The sequence below is a fragment of the Cupriavidus sp. 05L310 genome (genome assembly GCF_056398185.1).
Window position 1 is genome coordinate 36,533 of the sequence record NZ_JBFTOX010000061.1, and the last position, 25,713, is coordinate 62,245.

Below are 25,713 nucleotides of genomic sequence, written 5' to 3' on the forward strand. Positions count from 1 at the left end.
CGCAAATCGATGGACAGCCTGGCCGTCTGGATTGGCCGATGAAGCAATGTTCGTCGCGACGAATCGAATGGCCGTTTGCTGAGCGGACCCGACGTCCGAACGTCCGAGCTATGACGTGGGCGCATGGCGCTTCATGGCCGGGATTGGTCTTACCAACTCTCGGTTGCGATCTCGGAAGCGCGGCCCCTCAACTGCACCGTGGCGCTCAGCGTCAACGGTGGAAACGAACGACTCGAAGTCGAGTCCAGCATGCCGTGGCGGTGCATCAGCATCAGGACACCTCCGAGCTGCACACCCCGTTAAAGGCATTGCTCAAGGCGGGCTCCCCACCGGCCTGAACGAACCTGGGTTGGCGCACCGCCAACCGCCACGTCTATGCGCCGCCGTGCTGGTCTGCTGACTCGACCGCGCGATACGCTGATTCACCCATTCGGCGACAAACGGCGCCACCGCGATGAAAACCGAGCCAACCAAGCCAAGCGCGTGGCTGTCGACCCATGTTTGCGCATCGCGCGGGGATCAACGTGCGTCGCCATCTTGATCAACTCGCGACCGAGCTGAGCTGGGGTGAGCAGGTCATAGGCCTGCCACCTCGGGCGGCACTGCGATCATCATGCCGGCATAAATTGCCCGGATTTCGCTGGCGAGGTAATACGGTGAGAGCTCGATGTCGCTGGTATCCAGCTCATGCCGGATTCTCACTGCAGTCGCGCCAGTCGTAGCCCGTCTCCCAGTAGCGCACAAGCGCCTGGACCTTCGCGAGCTGCACGCCTTGTCTTCGAAGCCAGAAACCCCATTTCAGCGGAGGCGTATATTGGCGATGCATCGGTCGGGTGGGATTTCTGTAACCTTTTGTCCTCGCGGCGGCGGCGGACACATTGGAATACAAAGCGGACCCACGCCGAGCCACTACTGCGAGCCGCCGGTGGTTGAGCAACCCGGGGCGACGTGCGCCCGAGCCGTCTTTGTCAGCGGCCGTACACGAACATTCGGACTGATCCTACACGGCACTGAAGGCAACTTCATCGTCGGCTACTGCGCTTCTGTCACGTCGGTGGGCTTGCGTCAAAGAAGCGGCCACTCTTACTGCCCGACATAACCGTTAAATGGCCGAACTGCCGCCCGCCTCGAAGCGGCCGGAGCGATGTTGGGGCCCCGTGAACTGGGCTCCCTGATTTGCTCGCATCAGGCCGGCTGCGACGGCTTGCGCTCCGCCAGGAGTTTCCGGATGACAGCCTCCGTCTCGGCATAGCTGCCTTCGCCGAAGTGCTGGTAGACGATGCGGCCGTCGGCGTCGATCAGGTACAGGGCGGGCCAGTACTCATTGCGGAATGCCGACCACGTGCCGTACCCGTTGTCCTGCGCTACCGGATAGCGGACGTCGAGGCGCCTGAGTGCGGCCTGCACGTTGGCCGTCGACTTCTCGAAGGTGTATTCGGGCGTGTGTACGCCCACAACGACCAGGCCCCGGTCCTTGTACTTCTCGTACCACTGCTTGACGTAGGGCAGCGTGTTGATGCAGTTCACGCAGGAGTACGTCCAGAAGTCCACCAGCACTACCTTGCCGCGCAAGGCCTGCATGGACAGTGGCGGCGAGTTCAGCCATTGGCTGATGCCAGTGAACTCGGGCGCGGCACTGCCGTTAGCCGGCGGCGCACTGAAGGTGCGCGCGCCAGTCCCAATGAAGTAAACCGCGCCGATGACCAAGGCCACCAGGGCGGCGCGTAGATACGTGCGCATGGTTCGAGTACGTGAAAGATTGGAAGCGATGGCCTGCCAGGCGATGCAGGCAGGCCGCGATGCATGTCAAACCAGATTCAGCTCGACGTGGATGTTGCCGCGCGTCGCTTTCGAATACGGGCAGAGCTGGTGCGCTGCCTCCACTACGGCTCGCGCCACCTCACGGTCCACGCCTGGCAGGCTGACATTCAGGCGGGCCTGCAGGAAGTACGCATCGCCGGTTGTGCCCAGGTCCACTTCGGTATCGAGTGCCAGGTCCGCCGGCAGCTTAATCTTCATCTGACTGGCGGCACGGCCCATCGCGCCGATAAAGCAGGCGGACCAGCCTGCGGCAAACAACTGCTCCGGATTCGTGCCGTGACCGTTGCTGCCAGGGGGCGACAGCTTAAGGTTCAGACGGTCGTCGTCACTGTGCGCCTGGCCATCGCGGCCGCCAGTAACGTGGACCTTTCCGGTGTAAAGCACATTTTCGATACGGATCATGATGGATCTCCTTGGACTGAGATGGATTCGATTGCGCGTCCCGGTTACTTCGCACTTGTCTGGCGCCGGGCCACGCTATGGATTAAAGAAGACCGATGTATCCCCCACGTAGCGCGAAACAGCCCTTCTGTCTGGGCAAGTATCCCGCTTGCTGCCAGATACAAAGGCATACAAAAATCCGGCGGCAGTGGCGGTGGGGGCAAGTTCCAGGCCGCCGGCTCCTTCAGTCGATGCTTGCGCCTGTCAGCTGTTCGCTGAACTGCCAGAGCCGTCCGGCGGCGATGGGGTCTGTCGCTCGGGTACGTACGCCATGCAGCTCCGTCGAATCGTCGGGAGGGAGTGCACGGGCAATGTCGCAGTCGGCGCAGTAAACGCCGTCCATGCCGTCGAGTCTGGGATTCGTTGCGCACCAGACCGACGTAGCAGCGCCTTGATCCGGTGCCTTCTTGTTGTTCTGCGGATCAATGATCGGCCTTCCCTCCTTGTCGTAATCGCTGTCGATGGCCACGGGAAAACCGATGCGGAAATCGGGAATCGCGCGGCGGACGTTTTCGGGCTTCTTCTCGAAGGCGAACTCGGGTGTGTGCACGCCGATCACCGTCAGGCCCTGGTCCTTGTACTTGTCGCCCATGCGCGCAGGTACGGCAGGGTGCGAATGCAGTTGATGCAGGAGTATGTCCAGAAGTAGACCAGTGTGACCTTGCCCCGCAACTGCTCGCCCGACAACGGGCGCTCCGCTGGCAGGTGGCCCGTGTTGCCAAACACCATTTTAAGGTTGAGGTAAGATTTCTGGCGATTAATTGCATCTCGTCAGGGGGATGCTCGCCATGGATGTTGAAGATCGTCATTCATGCGACTCGCGCTGATCATTCATGCGACCATAGCTTTTCAGTGCGAAACAGGGCACCTGTGGGGCGTTTCGCCCGCTGGCTTTTATTCGCAAGTTCGATGTAGTCTCAGGAATACGGAACATCATTCGCCCTGCTGTTGCCTTCCAGCAACGGTCGAAAAGCGTACTTGCGGACGAAATCCGGATAGAAATCAGAGCGGTTGGACCGTGTGATTGGTCTCGCATATGGTGAGCACCGGTCGCACGATCTCTGATCCTCAACACCGGAAGGCCGGCCAACACTGGGAGAGCAAACCTTCGGGAGACACCCATGAGTGGTAAAGCCAATGTTCACGTCGCACCGCACGGGGAAGGTTGGGCCGTGACGCGAGAGGTCGCGGAGTACGTTCTCTCGCCCCACAGCGAGTTGGTGAATAGAATCGCCCTTGGCGTAGTGCTTGCCCGGCATGCCGGCGTCGAGTTGGTCGTCTTTGGCAGGGAGGGCCAAGTCCTCGTGCGCCACCACTCGCGGATCTGCTTGAGGTGGCCGGCCTCCCACGCAGCACCTTCTACGATCAGCAAAAGCTGCTGATTGGCTTCCCGGTCGGGCGCCTCCTTCTGGGACGCGATCGCCGACTACGAATCAAAGAAGATGACGAGTAGGACGCCGTTTCCCGCATCGCCCAATGCTATGACGAATGGATGGCAATCTTCGAACGGGCGCGTCCATCCCGCGCTGGCGCCTGAGCTCTCGAAAACCACAGAACAGTGCCATGAAAGTAAGCCCCATTGCCGGGCAAACCTGCCTAACGGAGCTCACCCAAAATCCATCCGCCGCTTAATGAGCAGAGTGACATCAATGCCTTGCTTCGCCTGCGATGTTCCTAGTTGACGGTGCCACCCAGTTCGCTAGCTTATCTCGCTAACGCCTGCATTAAGAATACGCTTATAAAAGCCGATTTCATTGATGATCGCCTTTCCACTATTTTCTCGCAGCAATGCCATCTGCTGCTGCGCGCGCGCCGTATCCCCTCGTTTCGCCGCGACGTAGCCCAAAAGCATCCATGGATAGCTTGCGCTTGGGTCGATCTGTGTGGACCAGGTTGGCGCGTGCGCATTCAGATAGGCATACCCAGTATCATACCGGCTTTGCGTCGCAACAGTATCGGACGATAAGGGAATTTCATTGAGCTGCGGAAATACTTGCGTGACCGTTCCAGGATAGAAATTCGGATTAATAGTACTATCGGAATCCGCGGCAAAAAATGCCGAACCATTGGATCTCCCCTGAATTCCAACCGCAACCGAATTTGCTACCTGGCTGTAATATATCGAGTCCGAATCACCCAGCACCTTAAGCGCATTCGAAAAATCGACTAGTCCTCGGTAATTTTCCGTATTGTCCTCCGTGTAAGCAATATTTGATGGAGTAAAGCTCGGACAATGTGTCGTATTGGTTGGTGGTGTGTAGTCTTGTCGGTATACAGAAATCAGACCACCCGGCTTTTGCGGGACTGCCAGATTTGCGTAGGCGATGGCTTTGAGGATGGACAAGTTGTTCCGAAACCATGTGACGTCGCCAGTCACCCTCATATATTCTGCCGCCAGGGACAAGAATGTTGAAGCATAAGAATCGTTAGAATCGGCTGGGCACTGTATTGGAGAATTTAAATCCCCGTTAAATTTAATGTCGTTTATTGTGTAGTTCACGCGACTGACATTCTTGATATACAGATCCATGTAAGCCCGCACCTCATTCTGGCGGTCCTTTATGAATCCGAACAAGCCAATATTTGCAAAATACCAGTTCAGCCAATTACTTCCAGAGCCAACTTGATAGGCTCCAGCAAAGGGGCCAGTTGTAATTTTCAAGGCATCAAGACTAGCAAGGATATCAAATCCTGATTTGGCGGACGCACCTGCGCTTGGATTTGCATTCTCAGGCTGATATTTTGTGGTTGAATTACCAATCACCGCGGTGGACTCTTCAGAGTTACCACCTCCATCACAACCCGCCAGGGCCATCGCGAGAGCGGTAAAGAGAACCAACCCCCTGGAGGGAAGGCGATACAAAGGGTAAATAGACTTCAATTCCATACTGTGGTTTATTGATTTAAATCTAGATTAAAACATGGAAACAATTTATGTCCCGCGTATCTGGGCTCGGACCGCAAGACAGAGTGCTTACCAAAGCATTTTCAATTTGACGGCGCGGTCGTGTAAAGTCGGACCATGAATTAGACTAAATCGCTGCGTCAAACTTCGGACCGATACGACTACGCGTCGTCATCAAGCGCCACGTATTCACCGCTTCACGGCTTAGTCGTTACTCGTAAGAGAAGAAGCTGCCGAGCTTGTCCTTGCGTTTGAGCGCCATGCCGGCGCCCCGCACTACGCAGCTCAATGGGTCTTCGGTCACCAGCACAGGTAGGCCGGTTTCCTCTGCCAGGAGGCGATCCAGTTCACGCAGCAACGCCCCGCCCGCCGGTCAGCATCATGCCGCGCTCGGCAATGTCGGCAACGAGTTCCGGCGGGATCTGTTCGAGCGCGATCTTAACTGCCGACACGATTTGATTAAGCGGATCGGTCAGCGCTTCGAGGATTTCGTTGGACGACACCGTGAATGCGCGCGGGATACCTTCGGACAGATTGCGGCCCTTGACCTCCATTTCGCGGACTTCGGAGCCTGGGAAGGCCGATCCGATTGCCTTCTCGATGGCCTCGGCGGTCCGCTCGCCAATCAGCATGCCGTAATTGCGCCGAATGTAGTTGACGATGGCTTCATTGAACCTGTCGCCGCCCACGCGTACGGAGCCCTTATAGACCATCCATACTGACCTCGGTCGTACCCCCACCGACATCCACCACCATCGAGCCGGACGGCTCTGACACCGGTAGGCCCGCGCCTAGCGCGGCCGCCATTGGTTCTTCGACCAGGTAGACCTGGCTGGCGTCGGCGGCCAGTGCGGATTCGCGGATTGCATGGCGCTCGACCTGGGTCGAGCCGCAGGGCACGCAGATGATGATTCGCGGCGACGGCCGAAGCAGTTTGGTGTCGTGCACCATCTTGATGAACTGCTTGAGCATCTGCTCGTGACCGTAAAGTCGCGATCACGCCGTCTTTCAACGGACGGATGGCCTCAGTGTTTCCCGGTACCTTGCCCAGCATCTGTTTGGCTTCCTGGCCGACCGCCTGGATGGTTTTCCGAGGATTGAGAGCACCCTGCCGGCGGATCGCAACCACGGAGGGTTCATCCAGGACGATTCCCTTATCGCGCATGTAGATGAGAGTGTTGGCAGTACCGAGATCGATCGCAAGATCGTTGAAGAAGTAGCTGCGGAGAAATCCGAACATCAAGAGTCTTTCTGGTAATTCGCAGGAATGCAGAACGGCGGGCGCCACTTCTGGCGCCAACCAATTGAAAATCACGCATGATATGGAAGCGTCACACGTCGAGCCTGGTCCGAGCCGTCAACGACCCCGGTGGCAGCTTAGACCACCTAGTGTAGTGGCACAGGAGAAAGTTGATTAGATCGCCTGTAAAAAACCACTCCAGAATCACAAGTACCTCCAAGGATTAATCGGAAAACACCTTGGCTCGATACCCCCGAGTGACGCGAACCGGGCTTGCATGACTCTGGGCGGTAAGCCCCGAATGTCAAGCGGAAGCGAATGATACCTTATGACTCTGTCCGCTCTAGGCTTCACAGTCTCCCCGTGCAAACAGCACCGTCGCGAAGTACGTGCGGCGTCCGAGATGACTACCCTTGCGCGCTGCTATCTAGTCGTCGAAGCCGTGTCTGCTGCAGCGTTAAAACCGCCCTCCTCGACTTTCACCGCATGTTTAACTGCCGATTGCACACTCTCGTACCGCGCATTGGATGCGTCGATGACGGACCAGCATTCCGTCATGATTTATCTCACCGAACGACGCACGAGTCAGCCCGATTAAGCGAGATTAAGTGAGCGGAGTTCGCACGAGTGCTTTTGGAGCGTTAACTATGGGAAGATCTCGGAAGACGGCGGCACAGGCGGACCAGGTGCTGTTTCTGGATTTTGATAACTGCGTTCACTCTTGTGAGCATCGCGCTTCCGCCTGAAGCTTGTACGCACCTCGCGGGTATCACTGACCAGGAGACTCGGAAGGTGTCAATGACGTTGCGTCCCTTCGTGTCTGCAGTTCAGCAAGTCCTAAAGCGAGCGGCGCAACATTCCCGCCACCGCCAGTTGGCGTTTGTCATATATCTCGCTCTTAGTTTCTTCGAAGAAACCGAAGGCGCACCGTATCCCCCCATCGTTAACGAGACGCGTTTGCGATTCCCCCAGATTTCACAAAATTTGCGCGTCTAATTTCCTCGAAGAAACTGACTTCGTGTTGCCCCAAGTAAAACTGCCGAGTGATGCGAACCTTGCGCACCGGTGCTTTGTAGCCAATTCCCAGTAAACGGTCACACTCATATTGCGGAACTGCCTTGGCAAGTTCTTCTGACGACTCGTTACTACCCAATCATGAATTCCCCAGACGGGACCAAGATGAACTTCATCCCGAGAGAGTTTTCGATCAACTTAGGTGATTCTGCCGCGGCCTTAACCCTCCCGATTGAGATCGCGAGCAAAGCCAGAATCGACACCGTTGCATGTTTCCACATATTGGAGGCGTTGTTGCATAAATCGGACTTAAAAACACAGAGGATCCTGTGATCCGAAATTCAGACGATGCGGACGGACTTCGGGCGTGCAAGAGCCGCCATGCGGTTAAGCACGCCTGCGCGGATCGCCACTTCTGTTGCTTGCGAGCCGATGCACGCGCCCAAAGGCGATTGCCCGTGAGCGTCTTGAGCCCGTATATCAGGTTCTCGACCAGCGAGCGACGGTGGTAGTCGCAGCTCTTCTTCCATTCCCCTTGTACATGGCGGGCAACTTCACCGCGAGCTCCTGCGCTCGGCGGCTCAACGTCGTGTAATTGGGTACCGGCAACTCGAGGAATGCGAGCTTGCGCAGGCTACACGCGAAGCCCTGGAGAGCCCGCAGAGGCAGATGGAAGACTTGCTTGAGTCCAAGCAGCATCTGATTCGCTGCGTCCGAGCAGACGTGCGGCCGCCCCCGCCTGGGCGAAGTGTCCTCGGGCGCCGTGCCCAGTACGCTTTCGTCAATCCACATCGTCACGTCGCCTCTCGCAATCAAGCCAGCGTTGTAGCTCGCCCAGTTCCTGACACGATAGACACCTTTCGGCTCGCTTCGCTTGTGTTCGTCCTTGCGCATCTTCTCGGCAAAAAGTCGAGAATCTACGCAAGTCCCCGAAAAGTTAACAGACGTGCCAACTTGGCTGTTGCGCGTAAACGTCAGCTAGCACAGCCGGATTTATGCAACAACGCCCATATTGGGCTCAAAGATAGGCAATTCGATCACGCAGGCCTGAGTGTGGCTTCTTTGTCTGTTGTGCGGACCAATGGCGATGAGATTGCAATGGTCAGGAGGGCAACCCAATTAGTGACTTCCCTAGGATCGTGTCTATCCGGACTTTTTGAGGACGCCCAAGCAGATATCGCTTGAAGCCTACTGGTCTGGGGAGGGCATGGATGTACTACTACGCGATATCGGAGGATCGCGCTGCTCGATTGCCGATATCTGGCGGCAGGCCGGAACAGCTGGCCACGTGATCTTGCCGCTGTCTGGCGCTGCACGATCTTGAAATATCCCGTTTCGGCGTCGCGCACCGCGCCATCGCTGGAAAAAGTACAGCTTGCCGCCGACTCCGTCCCGCAGTGGCTCGTCTTATGGACGCACAGGATCGTCCCAGATGGTGCGCAGCAACGCGGATCAATGAAGCGACGCTTGAGGTCCAGGGCCCGCCCCTTGCCGGCAGGCAAGTCGACAAGATCCACACCGATGACACACCCGTGCCGGTGTTCGAACCCGGCAACGGCAAGACCAAGACTGGTCGGATCTGGACCTACGTGCGCGACCACCGGCTCGCCGGTTCACGCGACGCGCCAGCGGCCTGGTTCGCATACAGTCCCAGTCGTTCCGGCGAGCACCCACTGGCGCATTTGAAGGGCTTCAAAGGGACGCTGCAGGCTGACGCATTTGCCGGCTATGACAGATCTATGAGGGCGGTGCCGTGCGTGAAGCTGGGTGTATGGCTCAGTATCCCGAGAGCCGTTTTATCTGGAGAAGCGACCGGGCATGGCAAGGTACACATGGCACCACGCAGATATGGGACGCCGGACGCCTCAGCACGATCGCCGGTCAGGGCATACCAGGCAGGACCTACAACCGTCGACGTCAGCTTCTGCGCGTAAGGCACATGCATGAACCCGTTCATTTGTATAAACAAATTATCTTCCCACTATAGCGGGGCTTGGACGTCGGTCTTCATCGCGTCATTGCGATGTGCCTGCTGAACCGACTAACACTGCCCTTGTTATGTTCCCCGGTGTTCAACCGGCGAGGCCGACCGTGGGTGTGAGGCTCACCCTCCCGCCGCCGCTGGATCGGAGCGTGGCCACTAGGTCTGGGAGGTCGGTTCATTTTAAGTGGGTTAACTGATGCAACATGCTTATGCAGACAAGCCTCTAACCGCGGCCTGCGCCCTGAGCTAGCCACAGCCTGTGCAGTGGTGGTCAAAGTGGCCGAACACGCCACTATATTAATTTTTCATTTAGCATTTTGATAGAGAAAGACCACATTTCTTCTTCACGTTTTGCCCCCTCGGCGAGTTTTCCAGAAGACCCGCTGCTCGATCGTTCTCCACTGAAAGCGCGTTGTTTTGACTTTCGTATGTCGCCGTCCTAACATCTGTAATAGTTCTCGCTTCTCCTCGTCTGCCGGATGGAAGTATCGATGCCAGAGACAGACTCGGCGAACGGCACTTGGAAGTCACATGCAGCGTGGAATGCCAACGCATCGCCACACCCATCATAACCATGAAAATCGTCTTAAATCGCTAGTGATACCGGCATTAGGAGCGATCCCCACTCCCGCTAGAAACCCGATGGTCGATCTGGATTATCCATTTTGGATTTTTTTCACACCGCGCTAAACAATCGGATTTTGAGGAGCAATGCCATGTGCGGAATAGTCGGCGCAATTGCGCAACATGACGTCACGACTGCCTTGCTCGAAGGTCTGCGGCGTCTCGAGTACCGTGGCTACGATTCATGCGGTATCGCTGTGCTCAAGGAAGGGAAACTGCAGCGCCTGCGCAGCGTGGCCCGCGTGGCCAAGCTTGGGGAACAGGTGGCCGAGGAAGGCTTGCGCGGTACTTTGGGCATTGCCCACACGAGGTGGGCAACCCACGGCCCGCCGGCCACCTGCAATGCCCACCCCATTTTCTCGTGTGGCGAAATCGCCCTTGTCCACAACGGCATCATTGAGAATTTCGAAGCGCTACGCAAGTCATTGTGCGAGCGCGACTATGTCTTCGAATCGCAGACCGATACTGAAGCCATTGCACATCTTGTCCACTATCACTATCACCGCGGACAAAAAACCAGTTTGCTCGAGGCCGTCCGCCTCACGGTGGCCGAGTTGCAGGGCGCCTATGCAATTGCAGTGCTCTCGTCTCACGAGCCGGACCAGGTGATCGGGGCTCGCAGTGGCTCACCGCTTGTAGTGGGATTGGGGATGGCCGGTAATTACCTGGCATCCGACGCAATGGCGCTGGCTGGCAGCGCGAGTCGCTTCATCTATCTCGAGGAAGGCGATATGGTGGCATTGTCGCGTGCCGGCATAACGATGTTCGACCGGCGAGGTGTCGTCGTCACGCGTGCGGCGCTTGCGCTCGATACGGGGACCGGAAGTGTTGAACTCGGCCCCTACCGGCACTACATGCAAAAGGAGATTTTTGAGCAGCCGGCCGTTATCGCGGATCGAACGGAACAGCTCGTTGCGATTGGTCCCGAGCTGTTTGGGCCAATGGCGCAGAGCACATTCGACCAGATCGACGCACTACGCCTGCTGGCTTGCGGAACGAGCTACCATTCCGCGCTGACAGCGAAGTACTGGTTCGAGTCCATTGCCAGACTGCCGACCGACGTGGAATTCGCTAGCGAATATCGCTACCGGGATAGCGTACCGAATCCTAACGCGCTCGTGGTCGTAGTCTCGCAGTCCGGCGAGACGGCTGATACGCTTGCGGCACTCAAGCACGCTCAATCCCTAGGTCATCGGCACACGCTCGCGATATGCAATGTCGCAGGCAGCGCCATTGTGCGACAGGCCGAATCGCACTACCTGACGCGGGCGGGCACCGAGATCGGCGTCGCTTCCACGAAAGCCTTCACTACACAGCTGGTTGGACTTTTCCTGCTAGCCATTACATTGGCAAAGCAACGCGGCAGGATCGCCCCGTCGCAGGAGATGGCCCTCCTTACGCAACTGCGTAATCTGCCAGCCTCGCTCACCAGGGTGCTCGCGCTGGAGCCGTTGATCATGGCCTGGGCGGACGTCCTGGCGCAAAAGGAGAACGCCCTCTTTCTTGGGCGTGGCGTGCATTTCCCTATTGCCCTTGAGGGCGCCTTAAAATTGAAGGAGATCTCGTACATCCATGCCGAGGCCTTTGCCGCCGGAGAGTTAAAGCATGGCCCATTGGCGCTAGTGACAGACCAGATGCCGGTGGTGGCCATTGCGCCCAATGATGCGTTGCTTGAAAAGCTAAAGTCGAACATGCAGGAGGTTCGGGCGCGCGGCGGCGAACTGTATGTCTTCGCGGATTCGGGCACCATGATCGGCTCCTCGGTTGGCCTTAACGTTATCCGCATGCCGGAGAACTACGGCATGCTCTCCCCCGTCCTGCACGTTGTTCCCTTGCAATTGCTGGCGTATCACACTGCCTGCAAGCGGGGTACCGACGTTGACAAGCCGCGGAATCTCGCGAAATCGGTTACCGTCGAATAAAGGAATCCCGCCAGGGAAATGTCTTGGATTTACTCTCGACAAGGAGTGCTCGGATATGGCGTGGCGCATCGGTGCGGTGGCACTGCTCTCGGTGTGGTGGCGTCGGCCCAAAGCAGGAGGGATGCAAATGATGGCATGGCAATTTGGACCACAATTGTCCGATAATAGTCTTACCCGTTTTCGCTTGTGGGCGCCTGACGCCATCGAGCAAGGCTGGGCGGTGCGCCTTGAGGTGCTTGGTCTCGGACCAACGTTGATGCGCGAATCGAGCCATGGCTGGCTTGAGGTGGAGGCCCCTTGCGGTGCTGGTAGTCGCTACTGGTTTCGCCTGGACAACGGCATGTCGGTACCCGATCCGGCGTCGCGCGCGCAGGCGGTCGATGTCCAAGGCGCAAGCATCGTATGCGATGCCAGCAGTTATGCCTGGTGCAATCCGGACTGGCTTGGTCGCCCTCTGGCGGAGGCAGTCATCCATGAGACAGACAATGACTCCCATTGCAGCTTTATGGAAGTTGCCAGCCATCTACCCGCGCTCGCCGCACGCGGATTCACTGCGGTCAGCCTGAACCCTCATGCGCAGGATTCGGTAGCATGCAAGTGCTTCTACGCGCCGCTGCCCTTCGCCCCCGAGCGCTCGTACGGGGGCCTCAATCAACTGCGTGCACTGGTGGACCGGGCCCATGGTCTAGGCATGATGGTGCTGGTGACCCTTGCGTACGACCAGTTCGTTTCCGAGGGAAACCAGCTTGGCCATTACGCAAGTCCATTCTTCCAGTACAACGGATCGGGCAACGCCATCAATTTCCAGCATCCCGCGGTACGGCAGTACTTTACCGAAAATGTATTGTACTGGCTCATCGATTTCCAAATCGACGGGTTGTACCTTGTTGTGGCGGATAGCGCGGCGGCCGAATGCTGGATTTCCGAACTCGCCGCCACGGTGCGTGCCACCCTTCCTGAGGAGAGGCGTGTGCATCTGTTGGACTGCCGTGTCTAGTCTTTTTCCGCAGACCTCGGCGCCTCGGCCTCAGGGTTGAGGCGGTCCCAGCTCATCGCCCAGCCATACAGCGCAATGCAGCCAAACACGATCCAAGTTGGGCCCAGCACGAAAGACAGTAAGGGCATCAGCAGCAGGGAGTACTGGAACAAGAGGTACGCGTGAAGCGTCAATTGCAACGGTACGGCAATCACGACAAAGGCAAGGGTGAACAGTGTCAGGCAGATCTTGCTTGGCCAAGAAAAATCGAAGATGTAGTAAACCAGAGCATGACCCCACGGGAGCAGGAACAGGAAGGCGAATGAGGTCTTCAGCCCGTTATCAACATATCCACTCACCGTATAAGGAAAGCTGTCCGGCGCCACGGCAAAGAAGAGAATCGCCGTGGTCTGTATGAAAATCGCGAACTGCAAAAAGTACCTTAGTGGCAGAAAGCGATCGGGGAGCCGCAGCGTAAGCAAGGCGACGATGATCGTGGCGGCTACCGTCACCCACCACGTGCGCAAGTTGGGTGCTATCGCTGGTACATACAGGTGCGGTAGGGTGATTTCGAGCGACGCCAAGGGCGTTGGCTTTTGAATTACGGTGCCGCCCATCCCTAGTTTTCCAATCCAGAACTCAAAAATGGCCGCCCACCCGGCGCTGAGTGCGCCGCGCAACATCCATTCGGCCACATTGAACAGGACTGGCACCAGCAGGATGATCGCCAGCCTAGGGGCCGATAGTGTCAGGTGGTCCAGGGATCGATGCCGGGCGCGGCATAGCACCTTAAGGCCGAGCGCATCCCCCTTGTCTGGATGCTCGGGAATGGCCCTATGGCGGGATGACATGGCTAGAACTCGACGAAGAAACCTATTTCCGCTTGCTTCCGATTGTAGGACGGGTTTTCGTAGTACACAGCACGAAGGTTGAACCCATAGCGCTTGGTAATCCATTTCCGCCAGACCAGTGAAACCTCATGGCTTGTGAAGTCGCTCAATATCGACTGTTCCCCCGTCAACTGATAGGCTTCCTTTCCGCCGTCGTACTTCAGGGTAATGTATTGCTCCTTGTCACGGCCGTAGGTCACCGCGATAATGCCGCGATTGGAGCGGATATTGCCTGGGTCGCTTCGGTTCAGACGCGCCCCCGCCTGAATGATCCAGGGTCCATCGAAGTAGTAGGTGGCGCCAAGCAGCAGCGTCTTGTCTGTATAGATTTCTTTGGCGCGGTAGTAGGTAAATCCAACACTCGCAACCAAGTTCTTTTTTTCAAGGAATTTTCGGAATAGCAGTCCGTCCACCCTGACCCGGGGCAGAAAGAACCCCCCAGAACTGGTGCCGGCGCTTAGGAAGCCGTACCAGTCCTCATTGAATATGCGCGTATACCCCGCACCGAAGAACGTGCCTTGATCTCCGAAATGGTTCTGGTGGCTGATTTCGCCGGTTACATAGTCTTTTGGGGTCAGGTGGACACCGCCTCTCAGATACTGGTCGTTCCAGTTCGAATTGTTGTCAGTGAGGTTAGCGTGTCCAAGACCACCCTCCAGGAATCCCGTGAGTAAGGGTGCGAAAGTTCTTGGCGCGTTGGCCTCTGCCTGCGCACGAGCGTGATTGGTTGCGCCAACCATCAGCAAGCCGAGAAGAGCGCACAAGCCTCTGCTATAGGTATCCGAGAGCGTCACCATTGATGTCCTATCGTATTTTTTTCGAAACCGCCGTCAGCGCTCTTGCCAAATAAGCTGCCTTTGCAGAGAATCAAGCGGACAGTCAGGTCACCAACCTTCTTTCAAGGGCAATCAGTCTGAATCCACGCCTCCTGCAGCGGGCCACTGGTCGGCAGCAGGCAATTGAAAAAAATCGGACACCCGTCAATGGAAACGACACCCCCCTTGGCAGGGAGAAATCGATAATGGTCGTTCCCGCGGCATGACGCTCAGCGACATTTCATGCCTGCCTGAACGGGTGCCAGCGACTGCTCGGGGGTTAGCCTCGCTTCAAACGCCAGATACAACGCCTCCTCAAGCACATTCCAGTGCTTCCCGTGCCGGAATTGAACGGATCGTACCCGCCAGCACGCGATTGCGTCCTTGTCTCCCATCTTATCCGCGACAAGGGCTATCAGGCCCCATGGAAAGTCGACCTCGGACGTCTGTAACCAGGTCATGCGATGTTCCTTCATCCAGGACTGATAGGCATTTTCGTTGGTCCGATTGGCAGGCTGTATATCGGCCAGAATCGGGAATATCTGGGCCACAGCATCGGGATAGAACTCCGACTTGTCGCGTGGCTGGGTACTCACCAGGAAACGCTCTGGCGGTCGCCAGAACACACGCAGAATGTCCTTGTCGAGCTGTTCGGCCTTACGCATCCAGTTGGCTGCGCCCACCCTGTCGCCCATCCGCAAGTAATAGCTGCTGACAGCCTTGAATGCGCTGGAAACCTCCACGTTGTCCATCAGCAATGCGACCGGCAAATCGGTTGAAATATAGTAGACGCCGGAACGCTTGTCGTACAGTGTGTCGAGATTCCGGCTGGCCTTATCGAAGCTCCTCTTCCAGGACGCCGGCATGCCCGCGGGCGGCACGGACCGCACCAGCACTTCCATCCAGGCTGCCATCAACGCATCATCCGCATCGGCTTCCTGACAGGAGACAAAGCGCTGGCCTTTCAAGCAATAGCGATCGAAACTGCCGTCGTCGTGCTGCCGCGGGAGTAGCCACGCTATCCACCGGCCCGCGGCCGCGTTCGTTTTCAGTCCGGCGTCCTGGGCAGCCAGCAGCGCCTTTGCGGCAAAGTACGGATCGATCGTGTCGCCGCCAAAATAGGTGGTGATTGCCCCGTCGGGGCGCTGATAGCCGGAAAGTACCAGGTCGGCTCCACAGGCCATCTGGTTGACGTGGGAGGCAAGCAGCAGTAGCAAAAGGAGAAGTTTCTTCATCGCATATGTGAGAAGTGCGCTACGGTGAGTCTATATGGCCCTTGGACACGACCCGTCCTTTCTCCAGCGCGCACGCCGCGCCAAAGACCACCGCGCCCACGCTCACGCGCATCACGGGTGCCACCACCGTGGTTGGTCTTTCTGCCGACCCTATCACACAGAGCGTCTCGATGTCCAACTCGCGCTCGGCCGAAACCGGCCCGGCAACCATGCACGATTTGGCTAGCACCATGGAGCCGGCGGCGATCAAGGCCCCGTCTATCCGCACCTCCGCCCCAAGCCGGATACTCCCGCTGGCCTTGACGCTGCCGGCAATCCTGGCGCCCGCGCCTATCCACAGATCGCCATGTACCACCAGGTCCCCTTGAAACATGCTTTGGGGGGAGATGGTTAGATCACGCGTCGCCAGCCAGCGCCCCTCCCCTGCGGCCTGCACATGTGCCGGAATCGCTTCCGTCCGGGTCTCGCCATTCTGCGGGCGCACGCTGCGCGGCGCGCTGGATTCTGCAAGATGGTGCATCCCGAATCCGATCACGCCTGCGCTGAGGTAAGCAAAATGGCATCCTTCATCAATGCGAATGGTGTGCGTGGCCGAGAGCGGGCCATCGAGGCGGCAGTGCGCCGCGATATGCGCGGAGCGTGCATGCGCCCAACGATGCAGTTCGCTGCCGCTTCCAATCGCGAGTTCTCCTTCGGATAGAACGGACTGCAAGTGATTCTTCTTTCCGGTCCGGATGCCGCGGGGGCCGTATATTTCATGCGTGAACGTAAAGCTGTCGGGCAGTATCAGCGATCCACTGGCGAGGACGGTCCGCTTGCAGACTCGCGAGGCTGCCTCCGCCCCGGTGGGCAACCATATGCCGGTCACATTGGCAACCGCATTCACACTGCGGATCGAATGGGCTGCACCACCGTGCCTCGTCGGCTCGGTTTGCATCACAATCATGGCACGGAGCTCCGCGGCCACGGCCGCGACGTCAAGCGTATGCTCGCTGTCGATCGCAAGCGGACGGATATCGCGCCGTCGCTGCCACTCAAGTACGGCTGGCACCAGCGGAAGGCCGAATACGAGCACAGTCAGCAAGCTCAGCAGCAAGGCCCACATCGGCTCAGTTCTCCTAGCGGTAACGCCTCGTCTTGTCCCAGCGGATTTGGCGCCGGAGCACGAAGTCGAAGGCGATCTGGCTGACGATAGCCCGTGACACGGTCACCACGCTTACCAGGAAGCCAAAGTAATTCAGGGGAAGCAGGCGAATACGCTCGCGGCTGCCATCCAGATAGACGGCAGCGGCGATCTCGAAGAACGCCGCGAAGTTTCCCAGGGTCCCATATGACATCAGCGCGAACAGGAAGATGGCCGCGCCGAGCAGCGGCATGCCGCTGGCATAGAACAGGGCGATGGCTAGCAGCCAGCCGCACAGCATCAGAGGCGCCATCATGTAGATGCCCAGCAAAGCCACGCCATCGATCTTCTCGAGGAGATTGTGATCGCGGCAAGTTGCCATTTTCCACCCGTGGCGGTAGAGCGCCTGGTTATGGCCCTTGGTCCAGCGCATGATCTGGCGGACACGGACGGGCCAGGTTTCCGGCACCTCTTCATAACACTCAGACCAGTTCTGATAGATCGTCTTCCAGTTGCTTAGCAGCAGCCGGTAGGTTAGATCCGTGTCTTCGGCCAGCACATCGTCGTGCCAGCCGCCCACACTTTTCAGTGCCCGCACTCTCACGCCGCCGACCGTCCCGCCATATTGAGGCACCAGGTTCAGGTTCATGCGGGCCTGTTGGTCCACCTGATAGCCGCCCGAGCGTTCCAGGTCCAGTAGCCGGGTAAGCAGATTGGTGCCGAGATTCATCGGCACCACCCTGCCCATGGTTGCGCCAACTTCGGGATCGAAGAATGGGGCCACCAGTTGCTTAAGCAGTCCTACCGGCGGCAGGTAGTCGGCATCGAACACGACGATGATGTTACTGGCAATGCGTTCGGTCGCGTCCTTGAGCGCCGCTGCCTTGCCCGGCTTTCCAGCAGAGCGGTGAAACGGGGAAATGCGGCCAGGATACTGCACCACAAAGTCGTCGATGATCTCTCGGGTCCGGTCGCTAGAGCGATCATTCACGGGCATGATGGTGAGTCGGTCGGCAGGATAGTCGGCGCGCAGCAGGCAGGCTAGCGACCCTGCGATCACTGCCTCCTCATTGTGAGCCGCGATCATGACCGTTAAGGTGGGCCAATCCGCGATGTCGATGTCGAGGTAGGGGTGACGTTGTTTGCCGAACAACCGGTTCAAGGTGAACAGATAGTGGCGCGTGGCATAGACGATGACTAGCCCGACGATCAGCAATAGGGCCACGGTGAGCGCAATAACGAGCCGCTGCCTGCCCGCTTGCACCGTGACCATAGACGGGGGGGGCTGGGACCATATACGCTGGGGCGGCACTGGCTTGGCCTGCTCATCGGATTCCGGGGTGTCCGTCGATAGGCTGGCGAGTGCTATCAGCGCAAAGAGTCGATCGCCGCTTGGGCTTGCTGCCGCACTCGACGCGGCACTTGCGGCGACACGCGACGCGGCTTGCGGCGCCGTGGCCGCCCGGACAGGGGTACCGCCACGGCCGGCAACTTCGCCGGCTACCCCATCCGGGACAGATCCGATGCAAACGAGTAACTCGCCCAAAGTCAAAAATATGCGAAGCGCTTGGCGCATGCTTGAGGAATCTCAGTTTCATGTTTACCCACCACGGGGCACAGTTCCTGTGCGCCCCCGCGAAATCGCCACAAGCCCCGTTGCGCGCGCTAATGCTTTCCACTGGTGAAGGTCAATGTGGTTCCCGCTCCGGCGGTTACCAGCCAGTTCGTGGTATCCCATGTGACGACAGCCTGGCCTTGCGTCACGGCCGGCTGGTTGTACGTTGAACGGGGAAGCACCCAGGTCATGTCCGTCAAATCGGTCGGATTGCTGGCCTGGAACGTCCACGCGTTGCCGGTGTCAGTCGCCTGCCAGGTAGTCTGCTGACGCCGTTGGGCGAATTTCGCCAAGGTGTCCATCGTGTACCAGCTGAACTGTCCGTTCTGCGTCAGCGTCGTGGCTCGCGAAAAGAGCGAGTTCAATACACCCTTGTAATCCACCGCGCCGAGCGGATGCATATAGATCAGCCGGCTGGTGCGATTCTTGACGACGAAGTCCATCAACTGCTTGTACCAGGCGGTAATGCTGGAAGCGGGAACACCGAATTCCTCGAATTCTTCGAAGGTCGCATACTCGCCGAAGGGCATCACCGGGAATGCCCGGATGGTGTTGTTTAGCAGCGCGCCGTTGCGATAGCTTCGGGTGGGCGCCATGCCGGTATGCCCGAGGAAGTAATAGCCAGTGTTGCCGTTGGCTTCCAGCCAGTTTATCGACCATTGCGGGGTATTACCTTCCGGTGCGGCGTACTCGATGCTCGGCTTTCCTGTTACCCCTTCAATGCTCTGTTTGTTAAGGACCAGATACTGTTCGAAGGTGGACTGGTTGGATTCGCTGGCATTAGCACCCCAGTAATCGTGAATCCATCCGCCATGACTTCCGATCTGGTGCCCCTTGCCCTGCATGTACAAAACCAGCTGCTGGGCTGTGGCGTTCTGAGACAGATTGATACCCTTGCCGTCGCCGAAGGCAATCTGATCGGGACCTGCGGTAATGACAATGGAGAACGGTCCGTTGTTGAAAATCCCCCAGCTCTTCAGCGTCTGCGCGGGCGCAATCTGATCCCCGGCGCAGAAGTGCATGTTCAGCACAAGCCCGGCCTTGGCTTTCGGCTGCGCGGAAAGCCTGGGCATCTTCATCAGATTGGTGCCGAAATAGCGCAGGAAACCGTGCATCAGCATGCCGTCTGTCTGTCCCTTCAGATACGCAAGCGGCAGGTTGACGAACAGAACGCCGCCCGAGCCAAAAGTCCGTAAGCCTGCCACCAGCCCGAAGTTTGGCGAGCTCAGCAGGGCACTGCCGGTATAACTTCCCTGCGTGACGAAGCTGGGATAGGTCAGGAAGCCATAGACGTAACCGGAAACCCCTTCCACGGGGTCGGTCGTGGAGGTGTTATCCCACACCATTGACTTGCCGGGAGCCACCTGAATGGTCCGTAGCGTGCTGCTCAGGCCAGTGATCGGTCCCAGGCCAATCATGAAGCCGCCCAGTTGGTCATAGAGCACGTAGTCGACCCCTGCGAGATTGCTGAGGCGACTCCTCGGCGACGAATAGAAGCCGGTGGTGGTGAGCGCGCCGAAGTCGTAGACCAGCATCACCTGGCCGCCTTGGGTAGTGTAATTCTCAAGTGCTGCGACCAGCGCATCGCTCGCGTTCACATGGACCTGGTCCGGCAGGATCAAGCCTGGGAACTGGGCAGGCGTCGTACCCTGGAGGAACTGCGTGTCGTTGATAACAGTGATCTTCAGGCCTTCTTCCAGTGCCGCGTCGAGCCAGGCCGAAACCCGCGGATCGGGCAGGGTCATCGTATCGGGCACCAGCAATGCAATCTGGTTGGTGGCGGCATGAGTCTTGGCGGGCAACGCCAGGGCCACCGCCAGCATTGCCAGTACGCAGCCCCTTTGCAGCAATGAGTAGAGATTGTGGAACACGGTCTTCTCCGAAGCGCGATTTGAATTGGCCTCGCCGTGCGCAACCCGCTGCTTCGCGGGTGCGTGTCCAAGCAAGCCACCTCGGACGCGGGTCTATACGCTCGTTTGCGGCAAAACGCCGCAATGCCTAAGCTTGTGTCAGTCCGGTTCGGCGCCCGGCGCAGGGGCGAGCGCGTACGAGCCTGCTTTGACCTTGGGGCCCTTTACGGCCTTGTTCGGGGGTTTTTTTGCGTTCTTCTTATCCTTCTCTTTCTTGTTCTTTCCTACCGCATCGGCTTCGACACCCACCTCTAACTGGCTGGCATGGTCATAGCCCTTCAGCCCACCAGGATCCGACGGGCTAGCGGGCAGATAAAGTGGCGTTTCAGCCGAGACCGCCGCGGCCTCTTCCGACAATGCGGCGTGGGCCGGTGCCGATGCAAGAGCGCTTGCGACAAGAAGCGCTGTTGTCACTGTTGCGAACCTCATCGTTCACTCCTCCCATAAAAGCGCCGGCCGTATTTCGGTGCCTGGACTGAAGAAACGCCGAGCAACGATGTTTGGGGGGGGGCGGCCAGCCTTGGTAAGTTATGGATTTGAATGCTTTATGTCCCAGCTATAAGATTGCTGGCCCAGCCATGGCAACCGAGAGTTGTCGTATTTCCGATAATCGACAGGCATGGTCGCCTCCAGTGCATTGACGATGCGTTCGCTGGCGTGGCCGTCGCCGAACGGGTTGTGCGCACGCGACATGCGGGCGTACTCATCCGGATCGTTCAGCAGCAACTCCGCGGCAGCGATGATACGTTCCGTATCGGTGCCCACCAGTCGCGCGGTGCCGGCGGCAATTGCCTCTGGGCGCTCGGTGGTGTCTCGTGTGACAAGGACCGGCTTGCCCAGCTCGGGCGCCTCTTCCTGGATCCCACCGGAATCCGTGACGATCATGTAGGCGGACGACATCAGGAAGACGAACTGCAAATACTCTTGGGGCTCGATCAGGTAGATGTTTGGATGTCCCCCCAGGATCGCTTGTACCGGTTCCCGCACGCGCGGATTGAGATGAACAGGATAGATAATCTGGATATCGTCATTGCGGTTAGCCAGCCTGCGCAACGCCGTGCAAAAGTGTTCGAACGGCGCGCCAAAACTCTCTCGCCGATGTCCTGTCACCAGCACCAGCCGGCGCGTACTGTCCAGATAGGGGTATTGCCCCATCAGCTGGATCCGCATGTCCAGATCATTATCCAGCCGGCGCTTGACCTCGAGCAAGGCATCGATTCCAGTGTTGCCCGTCAGGCTGATGCGGGCGGGGTCCACGCCTTCTCGCAATAGCGTGTCCTGCGCCTGTTGCGTTGGCGCAAAGTGCCACGACGCCATAACATCTGTGACGCGTCGGTTCATTTCCTCCGGCCACGGTGCGTTGAGATTTCCGCTCCGCAAGCCAGCTTCGACATGCCCGACGGAAATGTTGCGATAGAACGCGGCAAGCGTGGCCGCCAGGGTGGTGGTGGTATCGCCGTGAACCAGCATGGCATCCGGCGTGTACTGATCCAACACGGCATGAACGCCTGAGAGCACCCGCGTCGTGATGTCGGAGAGACTCTGTCCGACGCTGATAACATCCAGGTCAAAGTCCGGAACTATTTTGAAAAGCTGCAGTACCTGATCGAGCATATGGCGATGCTGCCCGGTGACGCAGACCCGCAGATCGAAGCCCGTTGATATCCGCAACCTGTGAATCAGGGGCGCCATCTTGATGGCTTCCGGCCGCGTTCCGAAAACGGCGAGCACCTTTGGCATTGGGAATCCTCTCGTAGTGAGGCGGGTCCACTACTGAGAATCCTCGTGACTCCCAGGGCTCTCCGGTCGAGTCATGACATGAACGATCGGGGTTCTTTTCTCAGCAGCGCGATGCTAGAGACTAATTACCGCAAAAACTGTGCCAACTGAACGTAACTTATTGATTAATTGGAAGATTCTATTCAATGAATTCAATACATGACACAGCGCTTATCTGAAATGGTTGCAGGTTTGAAACAAGGCCGGCGGGTGCGCGTGCCGGAGAGGGCAGCAGTTTAGTGAATCGCGCGGTCCCGCATGGCCAAGGCTCTCAGAAGGCTGCTGCGTGAGCGCACCGCATCGCGATGTGTATCAATGTTGCCTTCCCCGCCAAGCGGCATCAGTCCAATCCCGCGATGACGAGGTCCCCGAAAATGCTTGTCGAGTCTCTGGCCGGGATAGGCCGGCGCATTCAGCCAGATGACCTGCATCCAAATGGGGAGGCTCCAAGCCAGTCCTTTCAAACCGGAAAATACTCCTACTTTTGGCTGAACTCGAGAGGATCAACGGCTGTGTTAGGAGGAAGACGAAAGGGTTACATGTATGAAACATGCCTTAGGTCAGATTTAAATATCTAGCGAACCTTGGTGGGCTTTGTGACCCAAATACCACTGAGAGCAGCGTCGCTCGCCAGCCACAGGGCCAGATTGCCACGCCAAACTGAGGGTCGGGGCGACCGGTTCCCGCGGTGAGAACGCCTGCTCGAGGCGTCCTCGCTCCTGGCCATACCGATCACGGTGAGCTTCATTTGGGACACCTCCCGCTAAGGTGGTTGCACACTCGCCACTTTGGCACAGCGGTGCCCTCGTGCTGAGGCTTCTCTTAGTTCCTCTCGCAGGTGAGCGCCCGTTGCCGGGGGAGGCGTCCATACCATCTTCCCTAGCAAAAGCTTTCTGCCTGAAATGCGTTGTATGCAATGACAGAACACAGAAGATTGCATCACGACGCGCAAGGACTAGCGCCCCCTCAAGGCCGCCACATCACTTGGCGGGAGCACAACCAGCTTTTTTTCGTCCGCTGGCCGTGACCAGGAGTACAGCGGCATCCTAGATGTCGCTAGTGGACACACCGCGCTGCGCGTCAACTGCCCCTCGCCTACTTCGACTGCCTCCTAAAATTTCCGGGCGTCGCTTGCAGCAAGGGTCACCATGTTCTGCGAGAGGCAAGAGGATTGCGAATCTCCGATGTGATGGAGAAAGTCATTGTCCCGTAGCTCGTCGGTCAGCATTTCCTGCATGAAGAATCGGTAGTCCCATTCATCGCCCTTCTCGATCCCAAGCACAATCGGCACTGCCTCTTCCCGCTTTCAGAAGTCGATAGTCGCTCAAACCGCGAGCCAGACAGACCCCACTGCGTGAACTCTCCCGCGCCCTTCTTGTGGATTGCGCTCACAATCGTGTTCGCAAGGTGGGCCAGGACGGTCTACACGGTCGTCTTGTCCAACTCAGTCGCGGCGACTATTGAGACTTGTATAAATCATGACAACCGATTCGAGTCTGACGCGTTATCTGATCAAAGCGTTGATCGGGAGTCGATAGGATGGCTGGGAAGATGGACGAAGCGACCAGAAAGCGGGTTCGCGCTGGACGGATGCTGTTAGCGAACAAGCCGGTCGCGGAGGTTGCGGCTGCGGTGGGCGTGGCWCGGCAGACGGTGTACACGTGGAAGGCGCGACTGGACGAAGGCGGCATSGACGCGCTGCGCACCATGGCCCGTGGACGGCCGTCGTTGCTCGACGATGCCCAGCGCGAGCAATTGTGTCGTGCCTTGCTGCAGCGCCCCACGGAGCATGGCTTTGGCACCGAACTGTGGACGCTCAAACGGGTGCGCCTACTCATCGAGCAACGCTTCGGGGTGTCATACAACGAGGCCCATGTCTGGCGGATTCTGGATTCGCTCGGCTTCTCGCCCCAACGCCCAGACCGACGCGCTATCGAACGCGACGAGGACGCCGTGCTGGCGTGGAAGCAAAAGACCTGGCCCGCGCTCAAAAAAAGTGTACGCGAGAGCAGCGGCTGATCGTATTCATTGACGAGTCTGGGCTCTCGGAACGACCCACGCGCGTGCGCACCTGGGCGCCGAAAGGTCAAACTCCGGTCATCCAGTTCCACTTCAACTGGAAACATGTCTCGGCCATCGCGGGCCTGAGTTATCACAACTGCCTGTTCCGCCTTTACGACGGCGCGATCAAGAGCGCACAGATCGTGGAGTTCCTCAAGGCACTGTGCGCGCACCTCAAGCGCCGCCTGATGATCATCTGGGACGGCGCCGCGCAGCACAAGAGTCGCATCGTGCGCGACTACCTCGATAGCACTGGCGGTGCAGTGCAGATGGCCTTTGTCCCGCCCTACAGCCCGGACCTGAATCCWGTGGAGTATCTCTGGGCCTGGCTCAAGCGCCATGCCCTGGCCAACTTCTGCCCACACTCGCTCRCCGAACTCAAAACRACCGCCCGCAATCGGCTGCGCAGYGCACARCAACGCGCCAACATCATTGCCGCGTGCTGGAAGCAGGCGGAGTTGTGGTGATGTCATCATTTATGCAAGCCTCAATAGGTGTGCGAGTAGGCTCGACTTGTTGAACGGACAGGATCGAACCGATGGCGCCATTCGACCGAGACGATGATCAATCGGGGGGCAGCACATCGACCTACGCTTCGTTGGTTGGAGGACCACACTGCTTTTATTTAGGCCTAATGAAGAGACAAAGTCGACTTGGCGAATTTGTTTGCCGAAGAACTAACGCTTTTGCGCACTCCGCATCCAAATCACGTGATCAATCAGGAGGTGGAGGGCGACACGCAGGGCGTTTGGGATGGTCGACGCCTGCAGCAGTTGCTCGGCAATCTGGTGGTAAATGCAATCAAGTACGGCACAACGGACGAGCCAGTGCGAGTGGTTGTGACCGGCGACGAGAAGGAAGTTCGTTTTGAGGTCAGGAATAGTGGGCAAGCCATCGAGCAATCGACCCTTGCTCAACTCTTTGACCCTCTAAAGCGAGCCCCCGTGCATGAGAGTAGCCATACAGCCGATGGCAGCCTTGGACTGGGCCTGTACATTGCGCGCGAGATTGCCCGAGCCCACGGTGGCGAGATAACAGCACGGTCCGACCAAGTAGAAACAGTGTTTGCTGTCCGCCTGCCTCGCTGCGAGTAGAACTCATGTTGCAGATCGTTATTTCCGCCAATGCCGATATTTTGACGCTGTTGCCTCCCCTTGCGCTGACGCTTTCCAATCTCACGGAGCACCGCAGTGAGCATGCCAGGTTCTTAGAGCCCGTTTGAAAATTCACCGCAGATGTGTTCTAACGTTTGGATGTGGAAAAAAGAACATCGAGAGCGGCAGGCAAGCATGGCGGCCAAGACGAAGCGGTATCCGAGCGATCTGACGGACATGGAGTGGGCAGCGATGGAGGGACTG

The 25,713-nt window shown here is 58.1% G+C and carries 17 protein-coding genes and 8 pseudogenes; 9 read left to right on the forward strand and 16 right to left on the reverse strand.

The window, feature by feature from the left end; all coding sequences use genetic code 11:
• The first annotated feature begins 168 nt into the window (after positions 1 to 168).
• Positions 169 to 338, forward strand: a pseudogene (locus AC1DS6_RS33770) (DUF1059 domain-containing protein).
• A 347-nt stretch (positions 339 to 685) separates the two neighbouring features.
• Here the strand turns inward: AC1DS6_RS33770 and AC1DS6_RS33775 are convergent.
• The 4 genes and pseudogenes from AC1DS6_RS33775 to AC1DS6_RS33790 all read right to left on the reverse strand — a co-directional run.
• Positions 686 to 826 carry an epoxide hydrolase N-terminal domain-containing protein gene (locus tag AC1DS6_RS33775; RefSeq protein WP_441627179.1) on the reverse strand — a complete coding sequence of 47 codons (141 nt, stop codon included), beginning with the start codon at positions 824 to 826 and terminating at the stop codon, positions 686 to 688.
• A 359-nt stretch (positions 827 to 1,185) separates the two neighbouring features.
• The gene (locus tag AC1DS6_RS33780; protein ID WP_477104076.1) at positions 1,186 to 1,740 is read right to left on the reverse strand and encodes a thioredoxin family protein; all 555 of its coding nucleotides are present in this window, start codon (positions 1,738 to 1,740) and stop codon (positions 1,186 to 1,188) included.
• A 66-nt stretch (positions 1,741 to 1,806) separates the two neighbouring features.
• Complete coding sequence (locus AC1DS6_RS33785; RefSeq protein WP_477104077.1) at positions 1,807 to 2,223, reverse strand: organic hydroperoxide resistance protein; 417 nt, start codon at positions 2,221 to 2,223, stop codon at positions 1,807 to 1,809.
• Positions 2,224 to 2,710: 487 nt separating this feature from the next.
• Positions 2,711 to 2,952, reverse strand: a pseudogene (locus AC1DS6_RS33790) (redoxin domain-containing protein); the annotation flags it as partial.
• 431 nt (positions 2,953 to 3,383) lie between these two features.
• On the opposite strand from AC1DS6_RS33790, the gene AC1DS6_RS33795 reads away from it, so the two are divergent.
• Positions 3,384 to 3,644, forward strand: coding sequence for a DUF2188 domain-containing protein (locus tag AC1DS6_RS33795; RefSeq protein WP_441627185.1), 261 nt, complete (start codon positions 3,384 to 3,386; stop codon positions 3,642 to 3,644).
• A 317-nt stretch (positions 3,645 to 3,961) separates the two neighbouring features.
• On the opposite strand, the gene AC1DS6_RS33800 is transcribed toward AC1DS6_RS33795, so the two are convergent.
• From AC1DS6_RS33800 to AC1DS6_RS33810, 3 genes and pseudogenes are all read right to left on the reverse strand, one after another.
• Positions 3,962 to 5,149 (reverse strand): hypothetical protein, encoded by a 1,188-nt coding sequence (locus AC1DS6_RS33800; protein WP_441627187.1) that lies wholly within the window; start codon positions 5,147 to 5,149, stop codon positions 3,962 to 3,964.
• Positions 5,150 to 5,378: 229 nt separating this feature from the next.
• Positions 5,379 to 6,407, reverse strand: a pseudogene (locus tag AC1DS6_RS33805) (rod shape-determining protein).
• Between the two features lie 1,355 nt (positions 6,408 to 7,762).
• Positions 7,763 to 8,315: pseudogene (locus AC1DS6_RS33810) on the reverse strand (transposase).
• Positions 8,316 to 8,929: 614 nt separating this feature from the next.
• On the opposite strand from AC1DS6_RS33810, the pseudogene AC1DS6_RS33815 reads away from it, so the two are divergent.
• From AC1DS6_RS33815 to AC1DS6_RS33825, 3 genes and pseudogenes are all read left to right on the forward strand, one after another.
• A pseudogene (locus AC1DS6_RS33815) lies at positions 8,930 to 9,198 on the forward strand (IS66 family transposase); the annotation flags it as partial.
• Positions 9,199 to 10,121: 923 nt separating this feature from the next.
• Positions 10,122 to 11,951, forward strand: a complete 1,830-nt coding sequence (gene glmS / locus AC1DS6_RS33820) for a glutamine--fructose-6-phosphate transaminase (isomerizing) (RefSeq protein ID WP_441627189.1) — start codon at positions 10,122 to 10,124, stop codon at positions 11,949 to 11,951.
• A gap of 55 nt (positions 11,952 to 12,006) precedes the next feature.
• A complete protein-coding gene (locus AC1DS6_RS33825; protein ID WP_441627191.1) occupies positions 12,007 to 12,948 on the forward strand; it encodes an alpha-amylase family protein in 942 nt (313 codons plus the stop codon).
• On the opposite strand, the gene AC1DS6_RS33830 is transcribed toward AC1DS6_RS33825, so the two are convergent.
• The 9 genes and pseudogenes from AC1DS6_RS33830 to AC1DS6_RS33870 form a co-directional block, all read right to left on the reverse strand.
• Positions 12,945 to 13,778: a hypothetical protein gene (locus AC1DS6_RS33830; protein WP_477104078.1), complete on the reverse strand. Its 834-nt coding sequence runs from the start codon at positions 13,776 to 13,778 to the stop codon at positions 12,945 to 12,947. The two genes, AC1DS6_RS33825 and AC1DS6_RS33830, sit on opposite strands and share 4 nt — an antisense overlap.
• Positions 13,779 to 13,780: 2 nt before the next feature.
• Positions 13,781 to 14,614, reverse strand: a complete 834-nt coding sequence (locus AC1DS6_RS33835) for a YaiO family outer membrane beta-barrel protein (RefSeq protein ID WP_441627194.1) — start codon at positions 14,612 to 14,614, stop codon at positions 13,781 to 13,783.
• 248 nt (positions 14,615 to 14,862) lie between these two features.
• Entirely contained in the window at positions 14,863 to 15,867 is a 1,005-nt protein-coding gene (locus tag AC1DS6_RS33840) for a hypothetical protein (protein WP_441627196.1), read from the reverse strand.
• A 19-nt stretch (positions 15,868 to 15,886) separates the two neighbouring features.
• Positions 15,887 to 16,972, reverse strand: a complete 1,086-nt coding sequence (locus AC1DS6_RS33845; RefSeq protein WP_441627198.1) for a bactofilin family protein — start codon at positions 16,970 to 16,972, stop codon at positions 15,887 to 15,889.
• Positions 16,973 to 16,985: 13 nt separating this feature from the next.
• Positions 16,986 to 18,263: a glycosyltransferase family 2 protein gene (locus AC1DS6_RS33850; protein WP_441627244.1), complete on the reverse strand. Its 1,278-nt coding sequence runs from the start codon at positions 18,261 to 18,263 to the stop codon at positions 16,986 to 16,988.
• 392 nt (positions 18,264 to 18,655) lie between these two features.
• Positions 18,656 to 20,428, reverse strand: coding sequence for a polysaccharide deacetylase family protein (locus tag AC1DS6_RS33855; protein WP_441627200.1), 1,773 nt, complete (start codon positions 20,426 to 20,428; stop codon positions 18,656 to 18,658).
• A gap of 186 nt (positions 20,429 to 20,614) precedes the next feature.
• The gene (locus tag AC1DS6_RS33860; protein WP_441627202.1) at positions 20,615 to 20,944 is read right to left on the reverse strand and encodes a hypothetical protein; all 330 of its coding nucleotides are present in this window, start codon (positions 20,942 to 20,944) and stop codon (positions 20,615 to 20,617) included.
• Positions 20,945 to 21,043: 99 nt separating this feature from the next.
• Positions 21,044 to 22,255, reverse strand: a complete 1,212-nt coding sequence (wecB, locus tag AC1DS6_RS33865) for a non-hydrolyzing UDP-N-acetylglucosamine 2-epimerase (protein WP_477104079.1) — start codon at positions 22,253 to 22,255, stop codon at positions 21,044 to 21,046.
• A 1,380-nt stretch (positions 22,256 to 23,635) separates the two neighbouring features.
• A pseudogene (locus tag AC1DS6_RS33870) lies at positions 23,636 to 23,755 on the reverse strand (HU family DNA-binding protein); the annotation flags it as partial.
• Between the two features lie 129 nt (positions 23,756 to 23,884).
• Here AC1DS6_RS33870 and AC1DS6_RS33875 point away from each other — a divergent pair.
• The 4 genes and pseudogenes from AC1DS6_RS33875 to AC1DS6_RS33890 form a co-directional block, all read left to right on the forward strand.
• Positions 23,885 to 24,702, forward strand: a pseudogene (locus tag AC1DS6_RS33875) (IS630 family transposase); the annotation flags it as partial.
• A gap of 306 nt (positions 24,703 to 25,008) precedes the next feature.
• The gene (locus tag AC1DS6_RS33880) at positions 25,009 to 25,449 is read left to right on the forward strand and encodes a sensor histidine kinase (RefSeq protein ID WP_441627208.1); all 441 of its coding nucleotides are present in this window, start codon (positions 25,009 to 25,011) and stop codon (positions 25,447 to 25,449) included.
• Positions 25,450 to 25,454: 5 nt separating this feature from the next.
• Positions 25,455 to 25,577, forward strand: coding sequence for a hypothetical protein (locus AC1DS6_RS33885; protein WP_441627210.1), 123 nt, complete (start codon positions 25,455 to 25,457; stop codon positions 25,575 to 25,577).
• A 31-nt stretch (positions 25,578 to 25,608) separates the two neighbouring features.
• Positions 25,609 to 25,713: pseudogene (locus AC1DS6_RS33890) on the forward strand (IS5/IS1182 family transposase); the annotation flags it as partial.